Annotated in this window: 28 protein-coding genes; 19 read left to right on the top strand and 9 right to left on the bottom strand. The window is 64.4% G+C overall.

Annotated elements, in window-relative coordinates; all coding sequences use genetic code 11:
* Positions 1–17 precede the first annotated feature (17 nt).
* The 3 genes from DV733_RS02815 to DV733_RS02825 all read right to left on the bottom strand — a co-directional run bounded on the left by DV733_RS02815 (position 18) and on the right by DV733_RS02825 (position 3969).
* Positions 18–1733: an L-lactate permease gene (locus DV733_RS02815; RefSeq protein ID WP_049993678.1), complete on the bottom strand. Its 1716-nt coding sequence runs from the start codon at positions 1731–1733 to the stop codon at positions 18–20.
* An 86-nt stretch (positions 1734–1819) separates the two neighbouring features.
* Entirely contained in the window at positions 1820–3652 is a 1833-nt protein-coding gene (locus DV733_RS02820; protein WP_049993679.1) for a ribosome biogenesis/translation initiation ATPase RLI, read from the bottom strand.
* A gap of 14 nt (positions 3653–3666) precedes the next feature.
* A complete protein-coding gene (locus DV733_RS02825; protein WP_049993680.1) occupies positions 3667–3969 on the bottom strand; it encodes an EMC6-like membrane protein in 303 nt (100 codons plus the stop codon).
* A gap of 164 nt (positions 3970–4133) precedes the next feature.
* Between DV733_RS02825 and DV733_RS02830 the strand changes: the two genes are divergently transcribed.
* The 3 genes from DV733_RS02830 (at position 4134) to DV733_RS02840 (ending at position 6486) form a co-directional block, all read left to right on the top strand.
* Complete coding sequence (locus DV733_RS02830) at positions 4134–4400, top strand: MarR family transcriptional regulator (protein ID WP_049993681.1); 267 nt, start codon at positions 4134–4136, stop codon at positions 4398–4400.
* Positions 4401–4505: 105 nt separating this feature from the next.
* Positions 4506–5747, top strand: coding sequence for an NAD(P)/FAD-dependent oxidoreductase (locus tag DV733_RS02835; RefSeq protein WP_049993682.1), 1242 nt, complete (start codon positions 4506–4508; stop codon positions 5745–5747).
* A gap of 37 nt (positions 5748–5784) precedes the next feature.
* Entirely contained in the window at positions 5785–6486 is a 702-nt protein-coding gene (locus DV733_RS02840; RefSeq protein WP_049993683.1) for a TVP38/TMEM64 family protein, read from the top strand.
* On the opposite strand, the gene DV733_RS02845 is transcribed toward DV733_RS02840, so the two are convergent.
* Positions 6435–7076, bottom strand: coding sequence for a metal-dependent hydrolase (locus DV733_RS02845; RefSeq protein WP_202594274.1), 642 nt, complete (start codon positions 7074–7076; stop codon positions 6435–6437). The genes DV733_RS02840 and DV733_RS02845 overlap by 52 nt on opposite strands.
* A gap of 64 nt (positions 7077–7140) precedes the next feature.
* On the opposite strand from DV733_RS02845, the gene DV733_RS02850 reads away from it, so the two are divergent.
* The 7 genes from DV733_RS02850 (at position 7141) to DV733_RS02880 (ending at position 12952) form a co-directional block, all read left to right on the top strand.
* On the top strand, positions 7141–7791 hold the full coding sequence (locus DV733_RS02850; protein WP_049993684.1) for a hypothetical protein: 651 nt from the start codon (positions 7141–7143) through the stop codon (positions 7789–7791).
* Between the two features lie 51 nt (positions 7792–7842).
* Entirely contained in the window at positions 7843–8256 is a 414-nt protein-coding gene (locus DV733_RS02855; protein WP_049993685.1) for a DUF7124 domain-containing protein, read from the top strand.
* Positions 8257–8325: 69 nt separating this feature from the next.
* Positions 8326–8682, top strand: a complete 357-nt coding sequence (locus DV733_RS02860; protein ID WP_049993686.1) for a hypothetical protein — start codon at positions 8326–8328, stop codon at positions 8680–8682.
* A 132-nt stretch (positions 8683–8814) separates the two neighbouring features.
* The gene (locus DV733_RS02865) at positions 8815–9657 is read left to right on the top strand and encodes a hypothetical protein (RefSeq protein WP_049993687.1); all 843 of its coding nucleotides are present in this window, start codon (positions 8815–8817) and stop codon (positions 9655–9657) included.
* 110 nt (positions 9658–9767) lie between these two features.
* Entirely contained in the window at positions 9768–11987 is a 2220-nt protein-coding gene (locus DV733_RS02870; RefSeq protein ID WP_049993688.1) for a cation:proton antiporter domain-containing protein, read from the top strand.
* 71 nt (positions 11988–12058) lie between these two features.
* Complete coding sequence (locus DV733_RS02875) at positions 12059–12592, top strand: DUF5815 family protein (protein ID WP_049993689.1); 534 nt, start codon at positions 12059–12061, stop codon at positions 12590–12592.
* 129 nt (positions 12593–12721) lie between these two features.
* A complete protein-coding gene (locus DV733_RS02880) occupies positions 12722–12952 on the top strand; it encodes a hypothetical protein (RefSeq protein WP_049993690.1) in 231 nt (76 codons plus the stop codon).
* A 79-nt stretch (positions 12953–13031) separates the two neighbouring features.
* Here DV733_RS02880 and DV733_RS02885 read toward each other — a convergent pair whose 3' ends face one another.
* Positions 13032–13229, bottom strand: a complete 198-nt coding sequence (locus DV733_RS02885) for a hypothetical protein (protein ID WP_049993691.1) — start codon at positions 13227–13229, stop codon at positions 13032–13034.
* Between the two features lie 131 nt (positions 13230–13360).
* Between DV733_RS02885 and metG the strand changes: the two genes are divergently transcribed.
* The 5 genes from metG (at position 13361) to DV733_RS02910 (ending at position 18419) form a co-directional block, all read left to right on the top strand.
* On the top strand, positions 13361–15457 hold the full coding sequence (metG, locus tag DV733_RS02890) for a methionine--tRNA ligase (protein WP_049993692.1): 2097 nt from the start codon (positions 13361–13363) through the stop codon (positions 15455–15457).
* A gap of 72 nt (positions 15458–15529) precedes the next feature.
* Positions 15530–15859, top strand: a complete 330-nt coding sequence (locus tag DV733_RS17590; protein ID WP_049993693.1) for a DUF7312 domain-containing protein — start codon at positions 15530–15532, stop codon at positions 15857–15859.
* Between the two features lie 46 nt (positions 15860–15905).
* Entirely contained in the window at positions 15906–16472 is a 567-nt protein-coding gene (locus DV733_RS02900; protein ID WP_049993694.1) for an NfeD family protein, read from the top strand.
* A gap of 51 nt (positions 16473–16523) precedes the next feature.
* Positions 16524–17720 (top strand): SPFH domain-containing protein, encoded by a 1197-nt coding sequence (locus DV733_RS02905; RefSeq protein ID WP_049993695.1) that lies wholly within the window; start codon positions 16524–16526, stop codon positions 17718–17720.
* Between the two features lie 72 nt (positions 17721–17792).
* A complete protein-coding gene (locus DV733_RS02910; RefSeq protein ID WP_049993696.1) occupies positions 17793–18419 on the top strand; it encodes a winged helix-turn-helix transcriptional regulator in 627 nt (208 codons plus the stop codon).
* Positions 18420–18425: 6 nt separating this feature from the next.
* On the opposite strand, the gene DV733_RS02915 is transcribed toward DV733_RS02910, so the two are convergent.
* Positions 18426–19106, bottom strand: a complete 681-nt coding sequence (locus tag DV733_RS02915; protein ID WP_049993697.1) for a carbonic anhydrase — start codon at positions 19104–19106, stop codon at positions 18426–18428.
* 139 nt (positions 19107–19245) lie between these two features.
* Here DV733_RS02915 and DV733_RS02920 point away from each other — a divergent pair, with 139 nt between their 5' ends.
* The gene (locus tag DV733_RS02920) at positions 19246–19419 is read left to right on the top strand and encodes a DUF5786 family protein (RefSeq protein ID WP_049993698.1); all 174 of its coding nucleotides are present in this window, start codon (positions 19246–19248) and stop codon (positions 19417–19419) included.
* Between the two features lie 33 nt (positions 19420–19452).
* Here the strand turns inward: DV733_RS02920 and surE are convergent, their stop codons facing one another.
* Positions 19453–20274: a 5'/3'-nucleotidase SurE gene (gene surE / locus DV733_RS02925; protein ID WP_049993699.1), complete on the bottom strand. Its 822-nt coding sequence runs from the start codon at positions 20272–20274 to the stop codon at positions 19453–19455.
* Between the two features lie 118 nt (positions 20275–20392).
* On the opposite strand from surE, the gene DV733_RS02930 reads away from it, so the two are divergent.
* Both DV733_RS02930 and DV733_RS02935 read left to right on the top strand, forming a co-directional pair.
* On the top strand, positions 20393–20767 hold the full coding sequence (locus DV733_RS02930; RefSeq protein ID WP_049993700.1) for a hypothetical protein: 375 nt from the start codon (positions 20393–20395) through the stop codon (positions 20765–20767).
* Positions 20768–20952: 185 nt separating this feature from the next.
* Positions 20953–21336, top strand: a complete 384-nt coding sequence (locus DV733_RS02935; RefSeq protein WP_049993701.1) for a response regulator — start codon at positions 20953–20955, stop codon at positions 21334–21336.
* Between the two features lie 26 nt (positions 21337–21362).
* On the opposite strand, the gene gcvH is transcribed toward DV733_RS02935, so the two are convergent.
* On the bottom strand, positions 21363–21746 hold the full coding sequence (gcvH, locus tag DV733_RS02940; protein WP_049993702.1) for a glycine cleavage system protein GcvH: 384 nt from the start codon (positions 21744–21746) through the stop codon (positions 21363–21365).
* Positions 21743–22822, bottom strand: a complete 1080-nt coding sequence (gene gcvT / locus DV733_RS02945) for a glycine cleavage system aminomethyltransferase GcvT (protein ID WP_049993703.1) — start codon at positions 22820–22822, stop codon at positions 21743–21745. The genes gcvH and gcvT overlap by 4 nt, the downstream gene beginning before the upstream one ends.
* A gap of 103 nt (positions 22823–22925) precedes the next feature.
* Here gcvT and DV733_RS02950 point away from each other — a divergent pair, with 103 nt between their 5' ends.
* The gene (locus DV733_RS02950) at positions 22926–23330 is read left to right on the top strand and encodes a DUF7522 family protein (RefSeq protein ID WP_049993704.1); all 405 of its coding nucleotides are present in this window, start codon (positions 22926–22928) and stop codon (positions 23328–23330) included.
* Positions 23331–23332 lie beyond the last annotated feature (2 nt).

Consider the following 23332-nt stretch of genomic DNA (forward strand, 5'->3'; position numbering starts at 1 on the left):
GCCGGGTGGAAAAACCCTCAGAACGCGCCGGGCGCGACGACGTAGACCAGGATCGTCCCCACAGCGCCGGCGAAGAGCGCGAAGATCACCGTCGGCACGATCACCTTCCGGAGGATATCGCCCTCGCGGCCGGTGATCCCGACGACGCCACAGATCGCGGCGATGTTCTGGACCGAGACCATGTTCCCGACCCCACCGCCGACGTTCTGGATCGCGACGACGATCGACCGGGAGACGCCGACGTCGCCGGCGGCGTCGTACTGCAGCGAAGCGAACAGGATGTCCGAGACGGTGTTCGACCCAGTGACGAACGTCCCGAGCGCGCCGATCCAGGGCGCGACCATGGGCAACGCCGCGCCGGCCGCGTCCGCCACCGCGATCGAGAGCGCGTCCATCATCCCGTACTGGATGTTCTCGGCGTTGAACTGCCCGGACTGAATCATGATCTGGGTCAGTGAGACGACGATCACCAGCGTCAGCGCGGCCGGGGCGACCTGTCGAATCGACTCTCCCCAGGCTTTCCGGGTCTTCTGGCCGTTCATCCGGTAGAGCAGTCCGGTCAGGATCGCGATTGGGATGAACGGCATCGTCCCCGGGAGATAGAGATACCGGATCGACCACTCCAGTTCCTCGTAGCCCAGAACGGCGGGAATGCCGACGGTAAACTCCTGGAGCACCGGTACGAGATCCAGGGTCGGCCAGCGGGTCACCAGCAGGACCCCGCCGACCAACAGGTACGGCGTCCAGGCCAGCCACACGGGCATCTCCTTCTGTGGATCGTCGTCCTCGATACTGTCGAGGCTGAGGCCGCCCAACCACTTATCGGACCACGACTCGCGATCGGGGAACTCCCAGGTGTCGTCAGGGACCAGAATCCTGCGAGAGGCCATCACGAGACCGAGTCCGAAGACGACGAACCCGGCGACGATCGAGGGCAGTTCGGTTCCGACGAACCACGCGACTGCCCACTGCGTCACCCCGGCGACCGTCCCGAGTACGAACGCGAACGGTGCGACGGGTGCAGCCGCACGCGCCGCCCCGCGCAGTGACCGTTCGCTCTCGTCACCGAACCAGTAGACCAGCAGGAACACTCCAAGTGCACCCCAGAACACGAACGTCAGGCCGGTCATCACGCCGGAGTACGCCGAGACCAGCCCCTGGAACTCCGTCTGGGTGATCGGTTCGGACGCCTGCGCGAGCTTTTCGGGTCCGATGACCGAATTCACGCCACCAAGGATCGGCGTCCCGGCCGCCCCGAACTGCGGATTCGGCGCGTTGAAAAACAGCGCGAACACCGCAGCCCCGAGCGGCGGGAACCCGAGACCGATCAACAGCGGCGCGGCCAGTGCGCCAGGCGTTCCGAAGCCTGCGACGCCTTCGATGATCGTCTCGAAGCCGAGGCCGATCAACAGCAACTGGATCCGCCGGTCGGTCGAGATCCCGCTGAAGTGCCAGCGGATCGTCGAAATCGCCCCGCTGACGTCCAGATAGTTCATCAGCAAGATCGCCCCGAAGACGATCAAAATGATCGGGAGCGCTTCGAGTGCGCCGTAGATCGCGACTGCGGCCCACCACGACGGCTCCATCTGCCAGTACGCGAGACCGAGACCCGTCGCGACGATCCATCCCACGCCCATCGAACGCGCTGCCGACCACCGTGCGATCACGAGCAACCCGAACGCGATCGCGATCGGCACGACGGCCAACAACGCCAGTACTCCAGTGCTCGCCATACAGTGGCTGTACAATCGATGGGGTCTTTGAAAAAACCACGATTCGCAGCAACTGAGAAAATCAGCGCAGACGCTCGCTAACTTATTTACTCGGGCGCGTAGTAATATTCGCCAGCCTGTTTCTGCTCTCGGTCGAGGTTGCTCCCGGGCTTGTTGATCCGGGGGCGTCCGGTGCGCTCGTCGCGGCGGAACGTGACGTCGAGGTTCGCGAGGAACTCGTTCATGCCCTCGCGCATCCCCTGGGGCGTGGCGGCGTGGCCGTGCTCGGCGGGCTCGCCGTCGAAGACCAGCAGCCGATCGGAGAGGAGGTCGATCATGTAGATGTCGTGATCGATGACCATCGCCGTCGCGTCGTGGTTCTCCGCGTAGCGGCGGATCGCACTCGTCGCGAGCACACGCTGTTCGACGTCGAGGTGTGCCGAGGGCTCGTCCAGCAGGTAGAGGTCGGCGTCCTTCGAGAGACACGCCGCGATGGCGACGCGCTGGCGCTCCCCGCCGGAGAGGTCGGTGAGATTCTGCTCCATCACCCGCTCCAGCTGGAGGGGCTGGGCGATCTCGGTGTTCCAGTACGAGGAGCCGAAGTCGTCGGTGATCGACGAGAGGAACGCGTCGACGCGCATCGGCTGATCGATCTCGATGTACTGTGGCTTGTACGCGATGTCGAGTCTGGCGTCGATCTCGCCCTCGTCCGGTTCGAGTCGGCCTGCGAGCAGTTGCGCGAACGTGGACTTGCCGATCCCGTTCGGGCCGACGACGCCCAGCACTTCGCTCTTTTTGATCTCCCCTGCTTCGACTTCCAGGGAGAACTCGCCCTCCCCGTAGCTCTTTGTCAGGGCTGGATATTCGATCGCGACGTCGCCGCGCGTGACGTTGCGCGGGGCGTGCTGCTCGAACTCGATGGCCTCCTGGCGGATCCGCATGTTCTCGTTGTCGAGATACCCTTTGAGGTACTCGTTGATGCCGTTCTTCGTGGATTTGGGGTCGGTGATGACACCGAACGCCCCCGGCTCACCGTAGGCGACGTGCAGCGCGTCGGCCAGCAGGTCGAGGATGGCCAGATCGTGTTCGACGACCAGCATCGAGCGGTCGCCGTCCTCGGCCAGTTCCTGGATGAGCCGGGCGGCGGTCATCCGCTGGCCGATGTCCAGATAGGGCGTGATCTCGTCGAGGAAGTAGAAATCCGCGTCACGAGCGAGCGTGGCGACGAGCGCGACGCGCTGCAATTCCCCGCCGGAGAGGGTGTCGATGTCCTGGTCGACGACCGGCTCGATGCCGACCCGCTCGACGAGGGCGTTGAGTTCACCCCGTTCGTCCGTCCGCTCCAGTAGCTGGCGGGTCGTCCCGTCGAACTGGTCGGGGATCTGGTCAACGTACTGCGGCTTGCGGGCAACCTCGACCTCGTCGTCGACGAGCGCTTCGAGGTAGTCCTGCAGGGCGGTTCCGCGATACTCGTCGAGGACTTCGTCCCAGCCAACTTCGGCGGCGTACTCGCCGAGATTGGGCGTGAGTTCGTCCGCGAGAATCCGGACAGCGGTAGTCTTCCCGATGCCGTTCGGCCCGAGGATGCCAGTGACGCGGCCTTCCTGGGGGGCGGGCAGGCCGTAGAGGGCGAAGGCGTTCTCGCCGTAGCGGTGGATCGGTTCGTCGGTCAGTTCCTGGGGGAGGTTGATGATCTCGATGGCGTCGAACGGGCACTTCTCGACGCAGATCCCGCAGGTCTCGCCCAGACAGATCTCTTCGGAGATGCGGACCTGGTCGGGTCCGCCCTCGAACGGTTCGTCTTCGTCGTAGTGCTCGTCGCGCGGAACGATGCACTCCTTGCCCGTCCGGTTGGGCGGGCAGAAGTTCATACACTCGTAGTTGCAGCGGTCGGGCTGGCAACGGTCGAGGTCGACGACGGCAATGCTATCTTCAGCCATACTGTGTCACCGAATTAGACGGTCGAGGCCGTCAGAACGAGCGTCCAGGAGACGAACCACAACGAGAAGGTCATGAACGCGATGTAGAGGTAATCCTTCGTCGAGAAGTCGTCGGTGTCGATCCCGGTAGCCTTGAGGATGGGGAGCTGGACCGCGATCGCACCGAGGACGACGAACAGGGAGACGTTGCTGCTCGGGTCGACTCCGATCGCGTACTCGGAGGTCAACATCGCCACGATCCCCGCGAGCGAGGCGAGCGTGGTGACGGTCACGCTCCGGACGTGACCGCTGTCTCTCTCGACCGTCTCTGTAGCCATATCCACCAGTCGGCCACCCGGAGTGAAAAGCAGTTCGTTACGCCACGCCCGCCAGCAGCCGGCGACGGAGACTCGTTCAGAGACGAATACGCTAGTAAAACCGCTTTCGCCACAGGAATCCGTTGCCTCAATCTTTATACGGGGCCGGGCCGTGTTGTCAGCCAATGTCTGAGACCGATGGGGAGGCCATCTCCGATCTGCCGCCGAGTGCGAAACTCGTCTTCAAGGTACTGGAGTACAAGGGGCCGCTGACACAGAAGGGGATCGTCGAGGAGTCGATGCTCTCGGCGCGGACGGTGCGGTACGCGCTCGAACGACTCGAAGAGGTGGGGGTCGTCGACGAGGACGTCTACTTCGCCGACGCGCGACAGAACCTCTACGAACTGAACACCGAGGACGTCGAACAGGCCGAACAGGCAATCTCCGACTGACGGTTGCTGATTCTTCAGTGTCAGGGAGGGATACGTTGACAACCGACCAGCGTGACGATTGTGGAGATAGCAATCCACATTAAGGTCGGACACGAACCGTCTGGCATGACCACGTCGCACGTGATCCTCGGTGACGGGATCGCGGGGAGTTCAGCGGCCGAGACGATCCGCGAAGCCGACCCCGACGCGGAGATCACGGTGATCACCGAGGAGGGCGAGGCACTGTACAACCGGATCCTCATCAAGGAGTTCGCCAAGGGCAAACTGCCCGAAGCCCCAGTATCGATCCACGAACCCGAGTGGTACGACGAACGCGACATCGACCTGCGGCTCAACACCCACGTCACGGGCGTCGACACCGACGAAAAGGTCGTCCGCACCCACGGCGGCGAAGACGTCGGGTACGACAAACTGCTCGTCGCCACGGGAGGAACGCCGACCCAGCTCCCGGTCGAGAACGCCGACGCCGAGGGAATCCACCACTTCTGGACGTTCCAGGACGCCCGGGCCATCCGCGAGCACGCCGCCGAAGCTGACAGAGGGGTCGTCATCGGCGCAGGCCTGCTCGGGATCGACCTCGCCGCGATCTGTGGCGCCCAGGACGTCGACGCGAAGTACCTGATGCGTGGCAACCGCTGGTGGCGCTACGCGCTCAGTCTCGACGGCGCGGAGATCATCCACCGCGCACTCGAAGACATCGGCGTCGAGCCGGTCTTCGAGAGCGGCCTCGACCACTTCGAAGTCGACGAGTCGGGCCACGTCGACTCGGTGATCGACTCCAACGGGGACGCCCACGAGGCCGAGTTCGTCGGCATCGCCGTCGGCCTGAACTACAACACGGAGTTCCTCGAGGACACGCCGGTCGAACTGGACGACGGCATCGTCGTCGACCAGTACATGCAGACCGGCGTCGAGGACGTCTACGCCGCCGGTGACATCACCAAGTACCACGACGTCATCCTCGAAGATCAGACCCAGAACGGCGCGTGGGGCTCGGCCAAAGAACAGGGAATCGTCGCCGGCAAGAACATGGTTGCCGACGACACTGTCAAAGAGTTCCGCTACGTCCCCTCGTACTCGATCACGCACTTCGACTTCCCGTTTCTCTCGTTTGGCCATCCGACGATCGGCGACGACGAGGCCGAGCGGAAGTACTCCGACGACGAGTGGCGCCGCCTCACGTTCAACAACGGCAAACTCGTCGGCGGCGTCCTGATCGGCGATCTCTCCCAGCAGAGCACGTTCAAGAAGATCATCCGTCAGGAGCGCCCCGTCGCCGACCAGAAGGAACTCCTACTCGAGGAGGACGTCGAGCTCGACGCACTCGCCCCCTCGCCGATCGAATAGGCCACGCTTTTGTTCCGACCGGCCGCATCGACGACCGATGGATCGCCCCGTCCGGATCTTCGCCGACAGTCGGAGCCGGTGGACCGTCGCCCTTCTCGTCGTCCTCGTGATTCTCTCGCTGCTTGCGGCACGGACCATCTTCGCCCAGTACGCCGCGTGGCTGTCCGACCCCGACGCAGTGCGGTCGTTCGTGGCGGACTTTGGTATCTTCGCGCCGCTGACGTTCGTCTTCCTGCAAGCCTGCCAGGTGATCTTCGCGCCGATTCCCGGGCAGGCGCTCGGGTTCGCCAGCGGCTGGCTGTTCGGGGCCTACTGGGGAACGGTCTACAGCCTCGCCGGTGCGACGATCGGTAGTTTCGTCGCCTTCCACCTCTCACGGCGCTGGGGACGACCGTTCGTCGAACGGGCGATCACCGCGTCAGTGCTGGATCGGTTCGACGACTTCTCGTCGAATCACGGCTATCTGACGCTGTTTATCGTCTTTCTCATCCCGGGGATGCCCGACGACGTCATCTGTTTCGTCGGCGGGACGACCGATCTCGACATCAAGCGTATGACGGCCATCTCCCTGTTAGGGCGGGTTCCTGGCTACTTCCTGACGAACCTGGCCGGAGCCTCCGTCGCGTCAGAAGACTACACCGCTGCAGCCGTAATCGTCGTCGTGATGGCCGCCATTGCACTCGTCGTCTACCTCCGACGCGAGGAACTGACTACGCGGCTGTTTCCGCCCGCCCGATAACGCTCGGGGACGTACGGCAGAACCTGCTCGGGGAGCACCCCGGCGACCACAGCCGCGAGCGTCGCCAGTCGCTTTCGCAGCAGGGTGTAGGTCGCCGAAACGACCAGCGTCACACCGACTGCGACCTGGAGAAGACCGCTGGTGACCGCGAGTCCCGGCACGCCGAGTGCGAACACGAGCGCGAGGTCGTGCGGCGAGCCGTCGTAGGGGACGAGCCGTCGGGGCGCGAGCCACCGGTCGTGATAGTGAGAGTAGACAGCTCGTTGCGAGCCAGCCTCCCAGGGCCGGAGTTCGAGTCCGCCGCCGAGAACGTCACTCGCGGCGTGGAGCGCGGCCGCGAGGAGGAACGAGGCGACCGCGAGCGAGCCAGGTGTCGGCGCCACCAGAGCGGCGCCGACGGCGGCCAGCGCAGCCACCGTCCCGTAGACCGGGAAGTGAAGCGTCCGGCGGTGGCCCCAGTAGAGATCGAGGTCGGGTGCCAGCCCCCCAGCTAGCCCCGCTGCAAGCAGGAGCGACGTCTCACCGGGTGCGACCGCGGCGAAGACGGCCCCGACGAGCAGACCGGCCAGACCGTGGGTCGTCGCCATCATGTGCACCGGAGTATGTGATCACACCGTAAATCCGTATCGCCCAGCGCGACGATCCCGTATCCATATGTCGCCAGGGACCCTCACCGTCGAGCGTGACTGTGCCGTGAGACGGTTCGTTCTCCCCACGGGCGGCCCTCGCCGGATCGTGCTGGCCCTCCAGGCGGCACTCGTGGTCGTCCTCCTGGTGGGGATCGGCCTGCGAAACACCAGCGTCGTCGTCAACGCGACGTTCTCGCTGGCGGTGACGCTGTTGCCGGCGCTGCTGGCCCGGGACTTCGGCGTGCACTTCGATCCCTGGCTCGTCCTCTGGATCACGCTCGCAGCGCTGTTGCACTCGCTGGGGATGGTCGGCGTCTACGAATCCGTCTGGTGGTGGGATCATCTCACCCACGCCTTCTCGGCGGCGCTGGTCACCGCGATCGGCTACGCCATCGTCGTCGCCGTCGATCGCCACAGCGAGACCGTCCACCTCCCGCGGGCGTTCCTGTGGCTGTTCGTCTTCCTCCTGACTGTCGCAGTCGGCGTCGTCTGGGAGACGATGGAGTTTCTGACGCGCGAACTCGCTCGCGTGGCCGGAATGCGTCCGGTATTGATCGTCTACGGAGTCGAGGATACCATCCTGGATCTCGTCTTCGACTGTGTCGGTGCGCTCCTCGCTGCGGTGTTGCTCCACTTCGGGGGCGGGCGATCGCTGGTCGCCCGCCTGCGGCCCTGAAAACGGCGCTGGACCGACACCGTTTTGCGCGCGCCACCGCGAGAGGCGAGTATGGACGGCGGTGGCAGCGGCGAGATGACTCTCGCCTTCGATCTGGAGGCACTGAAACGACTGGCCCGCCCGGACGCGGTGTTCACCGACGCGCGCCAGTGGAGCGAGTACGTCGGCGTCGTCTCCGAGAAGCCGACCTACGTCGTGACTAACTTCACGCGCAAGCATCGCATCCGACAGGACTTCTTCTCCGGTCCCCGGGGCCGCAAGGAGAGCCTCGAAAACGTCAAAGAACAGTTCGACACCCCCCGACACGTCTACGTCGGCACCACCGACGAGGACGCGGACCTCGCCGAGCGCGTCGGCTGGGAGTTCCTGCACGTCGAGGATGCGGCCGAGGCCGCCGAGTGGGAACTGGGCGAACCCGAGAGCCCGGCACAGGAAGACGAGCAGGCCCGCGAAGACTGGCCGTAGCAGCCCGGGAACGAACGCGGTCGCACGCGAGGCCGGATTTTTTGTCGTTGGTCTGTGAAGAGAGGATCGATGTCTGATCTCAACGTCGACGTCGAAGTAGAAGTCGAAGTGGACGAGGACGAACTCGAAGTCGAACTGAACAATCCGACGACCGCCGAGGCCGAACTGCAAGCCCCCGGACTGGAGATCGAAGTCGAAGTCGAAGCCGAGATCGAGGGGACGCCGGAACTCGAAGACGAGGACGAAGCGCCTGAGGCCGACGAGGAAGAAGAAACCGCGCCTGAGGCCGACGAGGAAGAAGAAACCGCGCCTGAGGCCGACGAGGAAGAAGAAGCCGAGGAAGAAACCGACGAAGAGACTGAAGCCGACGAGGAAGAGGAAGCCGACGAAGACGACACAGCCGGAGCCGAAGACGACGAAGCGTAGAATCCGGCACGGAGACGAGCAGTCCGGCCGGAGGCGCCGACGGAGGATCACCGGGAGCAATTCGCGTGGTGCCGATCCCCTGTGTGACCAATACTGGAGCTTTTATTTCGGTCGTGGCCGAACGGTCGCACAATGTCAGTCGACGACGAGTTCGACGATCCGACCGAGACGACATCACTGGACGTCGCCGACCCGCTCTCAGAAGGCCTGGACTCGCTGCTATCGGCGACGGGTGCGCAACTGGTCGCACTGCTCACGCTCGTCGGTTTCGGCAGCACCGTCCTCAGCCAGTCGCTGACTGTTCAGGTCGGCAGAGACGTGCTGGAGTACATCCGCGAGACTGCCGACATGTCCCAGCCAGAAACTCAAGAGGCGGTCGCGGAGTTCGAGCGGTTGCTCGATAACACGGGATTCGCCCTCGACGTCTCGATTCCGGTGCTTCTGGCGGGACTGCTCGTCCTCGCACTCGTGAGTGAAGCCGTCTTGATCGTCGCGGTCCGGGTGTTCGCCAACGCCGAGCAGGACGGCATCCCGGTCGATCTCGCGACCCGTCGACTCCCGATCGCGACCCTGTATGGTTTCATCGGTGGCATCCTGCTGGGAATCGCGGTCGTATTCGGTCTACTCCTGTTCATCGTTCCCGGGATCCTGATCTTCATCGGGACGCTGTTCTTCCGCCAGGAGATCGCTCTCGCCGACAAGGGCCCGATCCAGGCGATCTCCGGAACGTGGGCAGTGACCAAGGGCAACCGCTGGACGCTGTTGCTGCTGGTCGTCATCCTGTGGGCGATCGGTTTCGCCATCGGACTGGTGCCCGGCTTCATCCCCGGAACGGTCGGGCTTGTCCTCACCGTGCTCGTCTCCAGCGTGATGAGCGTCTTCACGATCGCCGTCGTCACGGACGCGTACGTCCGCCTGAGTGATCAGCCGGCTGAAACCGACCAGTCCACCGAGACGAGTACGGATATGCTGTGATCGAGCCCCCTGCCACCTAACTCGGTGTTCTTTTCGGCGTCTGGGTAGTGGGCGAGACCACATCCGCAGGACCCTCCGGTTTCATTTAGTATCGGCTCGAATCCAGAGACGTGTCGGGGTCGTTGTTACCAGTCGTCGCGGCGATCCTGGTCGTCGGGATCGGCGCGCAGCTACTCGCCCGGCGGCTCCGAGTGCCGAGTGTCGTCTTCTACCTGGTCGCCGGCCTCCTGCTCGGTCCCGACGGCGCGGGGATGGTAACACTGGAGACGTTCGGCGACGGACTGGAAGTCATCGTCGGACTGGCCGTCGCCATCATCGTCTTCGACGGCGCGTTCGCGTTGCAGTTCGGCCGTATCCGAGAAGCCTCTCGGACCTCCCTGCGACTGGTGACGGTCGGCGCGGTCGTGATGTTCGCAGGCACCACCGTGGCCGTGCGGGTCCTGACGGGGTCGACGTGGGAGATTGCACTACTCGTTGGTGCGCTGCTGGTCGCGACCGGTCCGACGGTCATCACGCCGATCCTCGAAGTCGTCCGGGTTCGCGAGCACGTCGCCGCGGCACTGGAGACGGAGGGTATCGTCAACGACGTGACCGCAGCGATCGGCGCGGTCGTGATCTTCGAGACGCTCTTGCTGGATGACCTGGGACTCCCTGCGACGTTTCTGACGTTCATCGAGCGGCTCGGTATCGGCGTCGCCGCCGGACTGGTCGCGACGGCGATCGTCTACGCGCTACTCGAAGCCGACGACGAGATCGATCCCGACAGGCGCGTCGTCAGTATGCTCACCGCTGCCAGCGGCCTCGGCTCGGCCGCACTGGCGGGCATCCTCGCGTTCGAGGCCGGGATCGGGACGCCCGACTGGGCGCTGGTGGGGCTGGCGACAGGGGTCGTCGCAGCCGCCGTCACCGCGGGACTGCTGCGCTACGACATCGGACCCGAAGCCGATCGACGGGTCGGGTTGGCGTTCGGCCTCGCCGGCGGTGCCGGGGCAATCGCAGTGACGTGGGTGCTGACCACCGAAACGCTCGCCGGCTCCGTTCGCTCCGGGCTCGCGCTCCTGGCAGGCGCCCTCGTCGCCTGGGCCGTCTTCGAGCTCTTCCGTAGCGACGTCGCGCCCGGCGAGGAGCCACAGGCCGCCCGGTTCCTGACGATCGCCGCCGCCGTCGGCTCGTTCGCGCTCGCCGAGACCGTCGCCGCCGAGGCCGGGATCGCGGCGGCGGCCACAGCCGGCATCGCGCTGGGCAATCTCGACCTGCCACAGCGAGAGTTGATGGAGGAGTTCGGCCGCGACGCGACCCTGCTCGTGCTGGCGTTCGTGTTCGTCTCGCTGGCGGCGCTGATCGATCTCAGCGCGATCGCAGACCTCGGCGTCGCCGGCGTAGCACTCGCGGCCGTCGTCATCCTCGTGTTGCGCCCGCTCGTCGCAGCGATCGCAACCGTTGGCGTCGATCGGTTCTCCCGGCCGGAGCGGCTGTTCCTCGCGGCGGTCGGCCCGCGCGGGATCATCCCGGCCAGCGTCGCGACGCTGTTCGCGATCGAACTGGCGACGGCGGGCAACGAGAGCGCGGCCCAGGTCCTCCTCGGGACGGTCTTCGTCGTCATCTTCGCGACCGTCTCGATCGAGGCGGGACTGGCGCGGCAGATCGGCGACTTACTCGGAGTGACACCAATGCGCACCATACTCGTCGGCGGTGGCCGGGTCGGCCGGGCGCTCGCCACACGACTCGACCGGAGAGGAGAGTTCGTCGTCATCGTCGAAGACGACGAGAACGCGGCCGCCGAGGCCAGAAGAGCGGGCTTCACCGTTCACGAGGGCGACGGCACCGAGAGCGACGTCCTCCGGGCGGCCGGGATCGAGGACGCCAAGATCGTCGTCGCGGCGACCGGCGACGACGACGTCAACGCGCTGATCACGCAACTGGCGTCGACGAAGTTCGGCGTCGGGAAGATCTACGCGCGAGTGAACGACCCCGAGAACGTCGAGGCGTTCGACTCGGAGGTGGTCACGGCGATCGACTCCTCGATGGCGACCGCCTACGCCATCGACAACGAGATCGAGCGGCCCGAACTGGCCCACTGGATGAACGACCTGGGCGACGGCCACGACATCCAGCAGGTCACCGTGACCGCCGAGGACCTCGTCGGCAAGACCATCGAGGAACTGCGCAAGGAGATTCCACGCGGGTGTCTGGTCGCGGAAGTCGGCGAGGGCAGCGAGGCCCACGTCCCGGAGCCCGACCACCGGCTGGCCGACGGCGAGGTCGTGACGTTCCTGGGAGACAGCGACGCCGTTGCCGAGGCTGTCAGGCGCTTCCACCCGCGGGAGTGAGCCGACATGCCATCGCGGTGAGTTGGCCCACCATCGCGGAATTTAACCGCGCGCTCGCCCAAGCCGGCCCAATGGCAGAACCACGCGTCCCTGGCGGCCCCGGCGCGGACCTCGAACTACCCTGCGGCGAGACCGTCTCCCTGCGGCAGTTCGACCTCGGTATGCGGGAGTTTTCCTGTGACTGTGGCGACACCCACGCCATCGTGATGGACGTCCACCCGCTGGCGAGGTTCGTTCCCGAGGACATCGTCGCCCAGTTGCGATCCGTGATCGACACCGACGACGACTACGAGGAGTTCTCGATGCCCCACCTCATGGGCAGCGTCATGGAGGAGTTCCCCGAAGAGATCGCCGTCGCAGACGTCTCGGACGACGGCCAGGTCGGTGCGGCGCTGGTCTGGATCAGTGATTTCGACGCCGAGCGCCTGCACTACGTCGTCGTCGAGTTACTAGTCGAACTGATGGAACACGCCATCAGCCACGTCGAGAACGACGACATGGCCCGTGAATTCGAGACTCAGATGGCCGAATTCGACATCGAGGGCTTTGTCCAGGCCTACCGCGCAGAGCGTAACCTCGAAGACGAGTTCGACCAGCCAGTGTGACACGTCCACACACCATCGTCTGACATCGATTCTCATGGAGGGGCGGACGGCGTCGTGCGATTTTCGCTGAGACGCCGTCTGACGGATGTCTGACGCCGTTTAATGGGGGAGTAGGCCTATTGTAAGCGTATGCGCATACGTCACGGGGAGTTCGAGCGGATCCGGTCGGTGTTAGAGCAGGCCGACGCCGACGAACCGCTGACAGCGCGCGAAATCCTCGACTTGCTTGAGCAGCACGGCGAGGAGTTCGACAGCGCCCACCGCATCGCCACCGTGCTCGGGCGGCGCGCCCAGCGCGGCGACGTCGAGGTCATCCGTGACCAGCCCTACCGCTATCGCTTCCGGGACGTCAACAACTAAACAGCGGTATGGCACTCTCTGTCGAGAGGTTGTGAGTGGCGTCTGGACGTCTGCTCTTTATTCGATCCTCGTATCTACGCTATCCGAGGAAGTACGAGATGCCGCCGAGAAACAGCACACCGCTGGCGATCAGCATTATAATCATGAGCAAGACAAGGAGGTCGCCACCCCCTAGTACTACACTGCCAGCTACTGGTACGGCGATAAGGATATACAGTGCTACAAGGAGCAGGCCGATTCCGTTGAGTTTCCGATGAATTGCTTCATTCGTCTCCACTCGCCGACCCTCCCTGTCTCTGCATACGCGTTCCGTCTCGTGTCTCTGGGTTAGTAGTTACGACGAAATCGTTCAGTACACGTTCGCCCGAAACCAGCGGGTTTTTGACTCGTTTCACAGTAACAGAGGGTATGAGCCACGAGGACTTTCCGACCGAGGAGCCCGCGGTGGTGACCTGCGGGTTGCCCTACGCCAACGGCGACCTGCACATCGGCCACCTCCGGACGTACGTCGGCGGCGACGTGTTCAGCCGCGCCCTGGAGAACCTGGGCCAGCAGACCGCCTTCGTCTGCGGGTCGGACATGCACGGCACGCCCATCGCCGTCCAGTCCATCCAGCAGGGCGTCGACCCCGCCGAGTTCGCCCTGGAGTACCACGAGCAGTACCAGGAGACCTTTCCCAAGTTCGCGGTCGAGTTCGACAACTACGGCCACACCCACGACGAGACCAACCGCGAGCTGACCCACGAGATCGTCCGCGCCCTCGAATCGGAGGGGTACGTCTACGAGAAGGAGATCAAGGTCGCCTGGGACCCCGAGGACGACCAGCCCCTCCCGGATCGCTACGTCGAGGGGACCTGCCCCTACTGTGGCGCACAGGCCCGCGGCGACGAGTGCGACGAGGGCTGTGGCCGCCACCTCGAACCCGGCGAGATCGAGGACCCCATCTCGACCATCTCGGGCAACCCCGCGGAGTACCGCGACCGCACGCACAAGTTCTTCGAGGTCTCGGAACTCTCGGAGTATCTCACCGACTTTCTCGACCGCCTCGAAGGCACGAGCAACGCCCGGAATCAGCCCCGCCAGTGGATCGAGGACGGCCTGCAGGACTGGTGTATCACCCGGGATCTGGACTGGGGCTTTGACTACCCGGAAATTGAGGGCGACGAATCGGGCGCTAGCGACGACCTCGTCTTGTACGTCTGGGTCGACGCCCCCATCGAGTACATCGCCTCGACCAAGCAGTACACCGAGCGCGTCGGCGCCGACATCTACGACTGGGAAGAGGCCTGGAAAGCAGATGGTGAAATCGTCCACATCATCGGGCGGGACATCATCCAGCACCACACCATCTTCTGGCCGGCGATGCTGAAGGTCGCGGGCTACGACGAGCCCCGCGCCGTCATGGCCAGCGGCTTCATGACCCTCAACGGCAAGGGCTTCTCGACCTCCCGGAATCGGGCGGTCTGGGCCCGCGAATATCTGGAGGAAGGGTTCCACGAGGACCTGCTGCGGTACTATCTCGCGACGAACGGCGGCTTCCAGCAGGACGTGGACTTCTCGTGGGCGAAGTTCCGCGAGCGCGTCAACGGCGAGTTGGTGGGCACAGTCGGAAACTTCCTCTATCGGTCGCTCCTGTTCGCCCACCGCAACTTCGACGGGACGCCGGACGCAGAAGTGAGCGAGGAAGTCGAAGACCGCATCGACGAGGCCGTCGAAGAGTATCAGGCCGCGCTCAACGAGTACTCCATCCGGAAGGCCGGCGGTGCGGCGGTCGACCTCGCGGCGTTCGGCAACGAGTACATCCAGCGTAACGAGCCCTGGAAGTTGACTGACGACGATCCCGAGCGGGCGGCCCAGGTCATCCGGGACTGCGTCCAGATCGCGAAAGCGCTGGCCATCTTGCTGGAGCCCTTTACTCCCGGGAAGGCCGCGGCGCTGTGGGACCAGCTCGCAGAAGACGGGAGCGTCCACGAAGCCACGGTCGCGGACGTCCACGAGGCCCCGCCAGGCGCGTTCGACGAACCCGGCGAACTCTTCGAGAAGATCGAGGACGAACGCGTCGAACAGCTCAACGAGAAGCTGCAGGCCCGCGTCGAGGAAGCGACCGAGAGCGAGGACGATGGAACCGAAAGCGACGAAGGCGCCGACAGTGAATCAGAGAGCATGGATATCGAATCGCTCGTCGAGGATCGGATCAGCTTCGAGGATTTCCAGGGAATCGACATGCGCGTCGGGCGGATCGAGACCGCCGAGGACGTCGAGGACTCGGACAAGCTCCTCCGGCTGGAAGTCGACATCGGCGTCGAGACCCGACAGGTCGTCGCTGGCCTGAAACAGCTCCACGACGTCGAGGAGCTCCCCGGGACGAAAGTCATCCTGTTGGCGAACATGGAGCAGGCGGAACTGTTCGGCATCGAGTCCAACGGGATGGTCCTGGCTGCGGGCGAGCAGGCCGACCTGCTGACGACCCACGAGGACGCGCCGGTCGGGACGCGCGTGAAGTAGCGCTCGGCGGTTCGCGACGACCCTGCACGACCAGAGCGCCACGCATTTTGGGACGCAACCCAGAGAGAGGGTATGGCAGACGACGAGGACGACGGGTGGTCGTTCGAAACAGGCGAGGTTGGAGCAGACGCCGACGCGGCAGCTGACGACGACCAGTCTGCGAACGCCGAGCAGCCCGGTGACGAAGACGGCGAGTGGCGCTACTCGCTGTCGGATCTCGAAGACGACGAGGCCGACGAGACAGAACAGAGCGCAGTAGGCGGTAACGTCTTCGGCTCGTTCTCCAGCGACAGCGAGGCCATCGAGGCCGGCTCGCCGTCGGTCGAGGGGACGCTGTTCGTCGTCGCGGGCGCGGTCCTCGCACTCCTGTTCTTCCTGCAGTTCTACCTCCTGATGGGGTAGCGGCGTCGACCGAAGGATTATCCTGCCGGCGACCGAACGCGGAGATATGGTAGAGTTGCTCGGACTCGATCTGCCGACGCTGTTGTTACTGGCGGGTGCCGGGCTCGTCGTCGCCGAGGCCTTCGCACCGGGCGCGCACTTCATCGTTCTGGGAATCGCCCTGCTCGGGGCCGGCCTGGTGGGACTGGCCCTGCCGGCATCGCTGGGCCTGTTCGCGACCACACTTGTCCTCGCCGCGACGGTCATGATCCTCGGCGGTGTGGCGATGTACGGCTATCGCGAGTTCGACTTCTACGGTGGCAAGGGGACCGCCCAGACGAGTGACTCGGACTCGTTGCGGGGCAAGACGGGGCGAGTGACCGAACGCGTCACCGGAACGGGCGGGCAGGTCAAACTCGACGAGGGTGGCTTCAACCCGAACTTCCAGGCGCGCGCGATGGACGAGCCGATCCCGAAAGGCACGCAGATCATCGTCGTCGATCCCGGTGGAGGGAACGTCCTCACAGTCGCTAACTACGAAGATCTCGACGAAGTAGACGAGATCGATCGCGAACTGGCACGAGAGCGCGACCGTGCCGACGAGGAGCCCGAGCAGGATCTCGACACTGCCTGACAATTGTATTCACCGAACACTTTTAGTTAGGAACCCCGAAGCCCCGGATGTATGCTCGAACTGGTCCCGCTGCAAGTAGGTGGGTTCGACAGTCTACTACTGGTCGGCGTCGTGCTGCTGGCGATCGCCGTCGCAGTAGTCTGGCAGATGGTCGTGATCACCGACGCGACGGAGAAGAAGGCGCTAACTGTCCTCGGGGAGTACCGCAAGCTTCTGGAGCCGGGGATCGCGTTCGTCCCGCCGTTCGTCTCGAACACGCACACTTTCGACATGCGAACGCAGACGCTGGACGTGCCCCGACAGGAAGCGATTACTCGTGACAACTCTCCCGTTACGGCCGACGCGGTCGTCTACATCAAGGTCATGGACGCCAAGAAGGCGTTCCTGCAGGTCGACGACTACAAGCGCGCCGTCTCGAACCTCGCCCAGACCACGCTGCGCGCAGTGCTGGGTGACATGGAACTGGACGACACGCTGAACAAGCGCCAGGAGATCAACGCACGCATCCGGAAGGAACTGGACGAGCCCACCGACGAGTGGGGCGTCCGAGTCGAGAGCGTCGAAGTTCGGGAGGTCAACCCGAGCAAAGACGTCCAGCAGGCCATGGAGCAGCAGACTTCCGCCGAGCGCCGCCGCCGTGCCATGATCCTGGAAGCCCAGGGAGAACGGCGCAGCGCCGTCGAGGAGGCCCAGGGTGAGAAGCAGTCCAACATCATCCGCGCCCAGGGTGAGAAGCAGAGTCAGATCCTCGAAGCACAGGGTGACGCCATCTCGACCGTGCTCCGCGCGAAATCCGCCGAATCGATGGGCGAGCGGGCTGTCATCGAGCGCGGTATGGAGACCCTCGAAGAGATCGGGAAGGGCGAGTCGACGAAGTTCGTCCTCCCGCAGGAGCTGACGTCGATGATCGGCCGCTACGGCAAACACCTCACCGGCAGCGACGTCAAGGATAACGGCCACGTACTCGAAGGACTCGACTTCGACGCCGAGACCCGCGAGATGCTCGGTCTGGACGACATCGAGGAGATCCTCGGCCAGATCGACAGCGAGGCCGAGGTCGACGTCGAGGAGATGGAAGAGCAGGCCCAGGCCGTCAAACACGGCGCCGACGACACGAACATCAAGGATCCGGACGAGGTCATCGAAGAGATGGACGCGGACATGCCCGGCTCGGAGACGTTCAACGAACAGGACGGGACCGGGCAGAGCGACGACGGCAGTTCCGACGACAGCCCGCGATCGAGCTAGACGAGCGACACCCCCGCCGTCGGGGTCTGTATTGCGAAGTTATTTTAGGCGTGGATCGCTTACAAGGGTGCAATGAGCGATCAGGGGGTCGACGAGAGCAAGCGGGCGACCCTCCGACGATTCGCCGCGTTGGGGACGGCCGGATCGTTCGCCCGCTTCGCCGGGGGTGCAAGTGCTGAATCCGACGACGAGTCGGACGCACGCGCAGCCATCGCCGGTTACCTCGAAGCGACTCCCGGCGCGCACTTCTCGAAGGTTCGCGACGACCTCCAGTTGGGGACCGGCGAGACTCAGCACCACCTCCGACAGCTACTCGAGGACGACCGGATCGAGAGCTACAAAGACGGGGACTACCGCCGATTCGTGCCCGCTGGTCGATTCGACGACTTCGAAAAAGCGGCGCTGTCGCATCTTCGCCGGAAGACGCCGCGCGGGATGATCCTGACCCTCCTCGAAGACGCCGACGCGGCCGGCGGCGACATCGCCGAGGCCGTGGACGTCTCGCGGCCGACGGTCAGCAAGTGCGCGGCGGAACTGGAGTCCGCGGGTTTGCTGACGCGAGAGTCCGGATACAGGCTGGTCGACCCCGAGCGTGTCCTCCTGCTGGTCGTTCGCTATGCCGACTCGTTCGGCCCCGACGCCGTCGCGCTCGCTGAAGACGCCGCCGACCTCGTCACAATGGGCAGCCGCGAGCAATAGCTGTCTTCAGGGTGTCCACAGCCGGTCGAATCGATCGGCAATGTCGGGATACGATTCCTTCAACAGCGAGACGTCAGTTTCACCGGCGACGTTGATCACGTGGATCTCGCCGCGTCGGCCGTCGTAGACGTCCTGAAAATCGTAGACGACACCGACGACGTCGACGTGATCGGGGACGTCCGGGCTTTCGAGTAGGGCATCGACCTGCCGGTCGACGTTGTACTCGACGAGTCGGTTGATCGCCGCCGCGCGGGAAACGTCGTCGGCAAGCGCGTCGACGCCGGCTTCGAGGGCGGGCGCGAGCAAGCCGATGCAGTGTTCGATCCCCGGTGCGTCCGAGAGCCCGCTGGTGAGATGATCGTAGGTCGCCGTAACAGCGCCACAGCCGGTGTGACCGACGACGATGGCGGTGTCAGTTTCCGTGTGGACGAGCGGATAGAGGACGTCACCGGAGACGACCTCGCCGTGGTCGGTACGCTGGATCACGCGGTTGCCGATATTGGCGCAGGTGAACAACTGTCCGGGCTCGTCGTTTCCCCAGATGTGGTCCTGGAGGACCCGAGAGTCAGAACAGCAGACAGTGACGGCGTCGGGATACTGGGCGTCCTGAACGTGGTCGAATCGCGAATCGAACGCGGCGGCGTGGGCGTCGTTCGCGGCCAGGAGGTCCCGAACGGTGTCGTTCATACTGGGACACGGACGCGCCGCGAAATGAGTGCTCCGGACTGCGCCAACAGCCATCACGGCCCTGTCCGAATGTCAACGCTGGTCACACGCCGCGAGAGTCACACCCCTTTTGGTGCTGGCTCGGGTAGCTGTACTCACAATGGGCTTTGGGAGCTACGACGAATCCGAACAGGAGAACCAGCAGAGTGACGCAGACTACGACGACGACGAAGCCGTCAACGTCCACGAGAACGACCACGACGGCAGCATCGACTTCGAGTCCGACGCCGACCAGAACGAACTACTGGACAAGCTCCAGCAGATGAAAGACTAGCCGCCGGCGTCTATTCTTTCGTTTTCGAACGGTTCACCAGGCGTCCGGATACGTCTCGGCCAGCGCGTCCAGTGCCTCGTGATGCTCAGTCGTGTGCGGGGCCGTCAGTGGCGAGACACTAACCTTCCCGTCGACGACTGCGCGGCGGTCGGTTCCGTCCCGATCCGGAATGTCGCCGTCGGCCATCCGTTCCCAGATACGGTCGTGCAACTGGACGTGGTCGCCCTCGCGGACGGCGTCCATCTGATAGACAGTCGACGGTTCGGTGATCTCGATAGGGGCTCGTTCGCCGTCTTTCAGGGGCCCGTGCTCGCCGCCCGCCATCGGCGCGTTGACGTTGAGGTAGTCGGCGTGGTCGAACACGCCGGCCCCGAAGGCATGTTTCGCGAGATATTCGGTCGCGCGCGCGGCCTCGCTGTAGGCGTCGTACTCCGCCGAGATCGACTGGAAGGTGACGTCCTCGCGGACTGGAATGTACATCGAGACGGCGATTGCCGGCACGTCGAAAAAGGCGGCTTCGACGGCCGCGCTCACAGTGCCGGAACGGCCCAGCACGTACGCCCCGAGGTTCGCGCCGTCGTTACAGCCCGCGACCACGAGGTCGACGTCCGGGACCAGTGCCTCGACGCCGGCGACGACGCAGTCGGCGGGCGTGCCGGCGACGGCGTAGCCGAGTTCGTGTTCCTCGACCGAGACCGAACTCGACATGGCACGCCCGACAGCGCTCTTGTCGCTGTCGGGCGCGACGGCCGTGACGTCCCCCACGTCGCTCAAGGTATCGTAGAGAACGCGAAAGCCAGTCGTGTCGATCCCGTCGTCGTTCGTCAGAAGGATGGTCGGCGCGGCCTCGTCCATACGCTCGCTGAGGCGGGCGACCGCAAAAACACCACGGTCGTTCTTTCATGCAGGTATCCTTCTGAACCAGCCACCCACTATGATAACGTAGTACGGCCCTATTTCGACTATAGATTTCATGGAGTATACGAAGAGAGAATTTGTGGTGTGTGCTGCGGGTGTGATCTCGCTGAGTATTGCTGGCTGTACAGGAACAGATGCCGAGGGTACAATCCCGATCTCGATAGACAATAAATCGACACAGGCCCACACACTCGCGATCATCGTAACTGACCAAGATGGGAATACGGAGTATCACGCCACCACAGCAGAGATACGAGGAGAGACTGAGAAGACACTGGAAGAGAGGATTGTCCTTCCGGACTCAGTTCCGAAAGACGTGTCCGTGAGAGTGTTACTGGACACGGGAGAATACCTCGAATTCACGTCGACGTTGGACACCGACGCGAGAATAGCGGTCGAAATCTCGGAGTCGGACGAACTGTCCGAGTAGCTATTCGAAGTGAAAAGGAAGGCAGAGGCGGTCAAACCCCCTTGGACGTTCGACTCGGGGTCCGCCCAGGCTGGATACGGTCCGGATCGACCAGACCACGCTGCGGTCGGGAGGACGATGTCTGGAATCTGAACACGCCACGGAGGGTCAAACTACAAGTCCGTCCTTCCCCTACTGGACCGTAGATGGCCGACACGATCACCGTCTTGCTCGTCGACGAAGATACGGAGGTCCTGGAGTTGACCCAGACCTTCCTCGAACGCGAAGACGACGCACTCGATGTCGAAACTGTCACGAGTGCACCAGCGGCGCTGGAGGAACTCGAAGCAGCGTCGTTCGACTGCGTGGTCAGCGACTACTCGATGCCCGAGATGACCGGTGTCGAGTTTCTCGAAGCCGTCCGCGAGCGCTCGCCGGGACTCCCCTTCTTCTTCTTTACCGGCAAGGACAGCACGGAGATCGAAGCCGTCGCCGAGTCGGCCGACATCACCGGCTACGTCCAGAAGGGAACGGGAACGGAACGGTACGGCGATCTCGCCCGGGAGATCAGAGCCGCCGTGGAAGGATAATCGACACGCACCGCGAGAACAGACAGCTACTCGATCTGCTCGGCGTAGGCGTCGGCGTCGAGCAAGTCCTCGAGTTCGCTCTCGTCTGTGAGGTCGATTTCGACGAGCCACCCCTCGCCGTAGGGGTCTTCGTTGATCAGTTCGGGTTCGTCGAGCAGCGTCTCGTTGACGGCCGTCACCGTTCCGGAGACGGGCGCGTAGATGTCAGAGACCGCCTTAATGGACTCGACGACGGCGAAGTCATCGTCGGCACTGATCTCGTCGCCTTCCGCGGGAAGTTCGACGAAGACGACGTCGCCGAGTTCGTCCTGTGCGAAGTCGGAGATGCCGATCGTTGCGCTGCCGTCGGTCGTGCGGACCCACTCGTGGGAGTCGAGGTAGCGCAGGTCCGCGGGGATTTCGAAGCTCATCTATCTACGAATGGCGTGGTCCTGATACGTGCTTTCTTCGGTTCGTCCCGGACGACGACTCTGACCAGCGTGTCCGCGCTCGCGTGCTCGCTATCGACGTAGCCCAGTCCGATGGGATCGCCCAGGGTCGGGCTCATCGTGCCGCTCGTCACGTGGCCGATCTCCTCGCCCGCCGGGGTGGTGATCGGATGGCCGTGTCGCGGAATCCCGCGGTCGATCAGTTTCACGCCGACGAACTCCGCGGTCGGGCCCTCCTCGTAGACGGCTTCCAGCGCGTCTCGGCCGACGAACTCGGTGTCGAGATCGACGACGAACCCGAGCCCGGCACTGAAGGGATCACGGGGTTCGTCCTCGGGGTCGAAATCCTGCCCGGAGAGGAGAAAGCCCATCTCCATCCGGAGGGTGTCACGCGACCCGAGCCCGCAGGGCTGGCAGTCGAAGGCGTCCCACACTGTAGGGGCGTCCCCCCACGGAGCCAAAATCTCGAACCCACGCTCGCCCGTGTAGCCCGTCGACGCGACGAGGCAGTCGACGCCCGAGAGCTCGCGCTCTCCGATCTCGAATCGGCCGAGGTCGAACGGGCTGCCGGCCACTGCCTCGAAGCGGTCGATCGCGTCGGGCCCCTGGACGGCGAGCATCGCCCAGCCGGTCGTGGCGTTGTCGACTGTGGCCTCGAGGTCCCACTCCTCGCGGATCCACGCACAGCGCTCGGCCATCGCCTCGTCGTGGCCGGCGTTGGGAACGAACAGGTAGGTCTCGCCGTCGGGGAGACGGTAGACCACCGTGTCCTCGAGCATGATCCCGTCCGCGTCGGTGATCGCCGTGTACTGGGCCTCGCCGGGGTCAAGTCCCGAGACGTCGTTGGTCGTCAGTCGCTGGAGGAGTTCGGGCGCGTCCGGACCCCCGAGTTCTATCTCACCCATGTGCGAGACGTCGAACTTCCCGACGGTCTCGCGGACGCTGTCGTGTTCGTCGCGGATCGAGTCGAACTCGACGGGCATCTCCCAGCCCCCGAAGTCCGTAAAGCGCGCCCCCCGATCGGTGTGGCGCTGGTAGAGCGGTGTCTGGCGGGACATACCGAAAGCGGGGACGGGCACGGAGGTAACTCTTTGGTCGTCGATCGTCTCCGAGACCGACAGCTTGCGAGAAGAGGATAAACGCAGGGCGCGTAGAGTATGCATGTCAACAGCACCCGCACGCCGGAGCGACAGCGTCGTCAGTGCCGCGAGAACGACCCTCGGTGACTCCCTGCGGAGCGTGATCACTTTCACGCCTAGCGACCACGAAGTCGTCTACCTCCGTCGTGACCTGGCCGACGATCCGGTCGGCCGCCGGACGCGCTCGGAGTTCGTCGACGTCGAGCGCTTCGGCTTCGCCAGCCAGGGACGGTTCAACAGGCTCTCGGCAGAACACGGGACCGAACCCGAGATCGGCGAATATGTGGCGACGATCCGCGTGTGTTCGAACGGCTTCGTCGCGCGAGTCATCGTCGGCGACCACGGGGTTCTCGTCACGACCGACGAACTCGACATCGGTTCGTTCGAGGAACTCGCGGTGACGCTACGAAAACTGCTCGCCGCCTGAGC

Source organism: Halapricum salinum (assembly GCF_004799665.1).
GTDB lineage: Archaea > Halobacteriota > Halobacteria > Halobacteriales > Haloarculaceae > Halapricum > Halapricum salinum.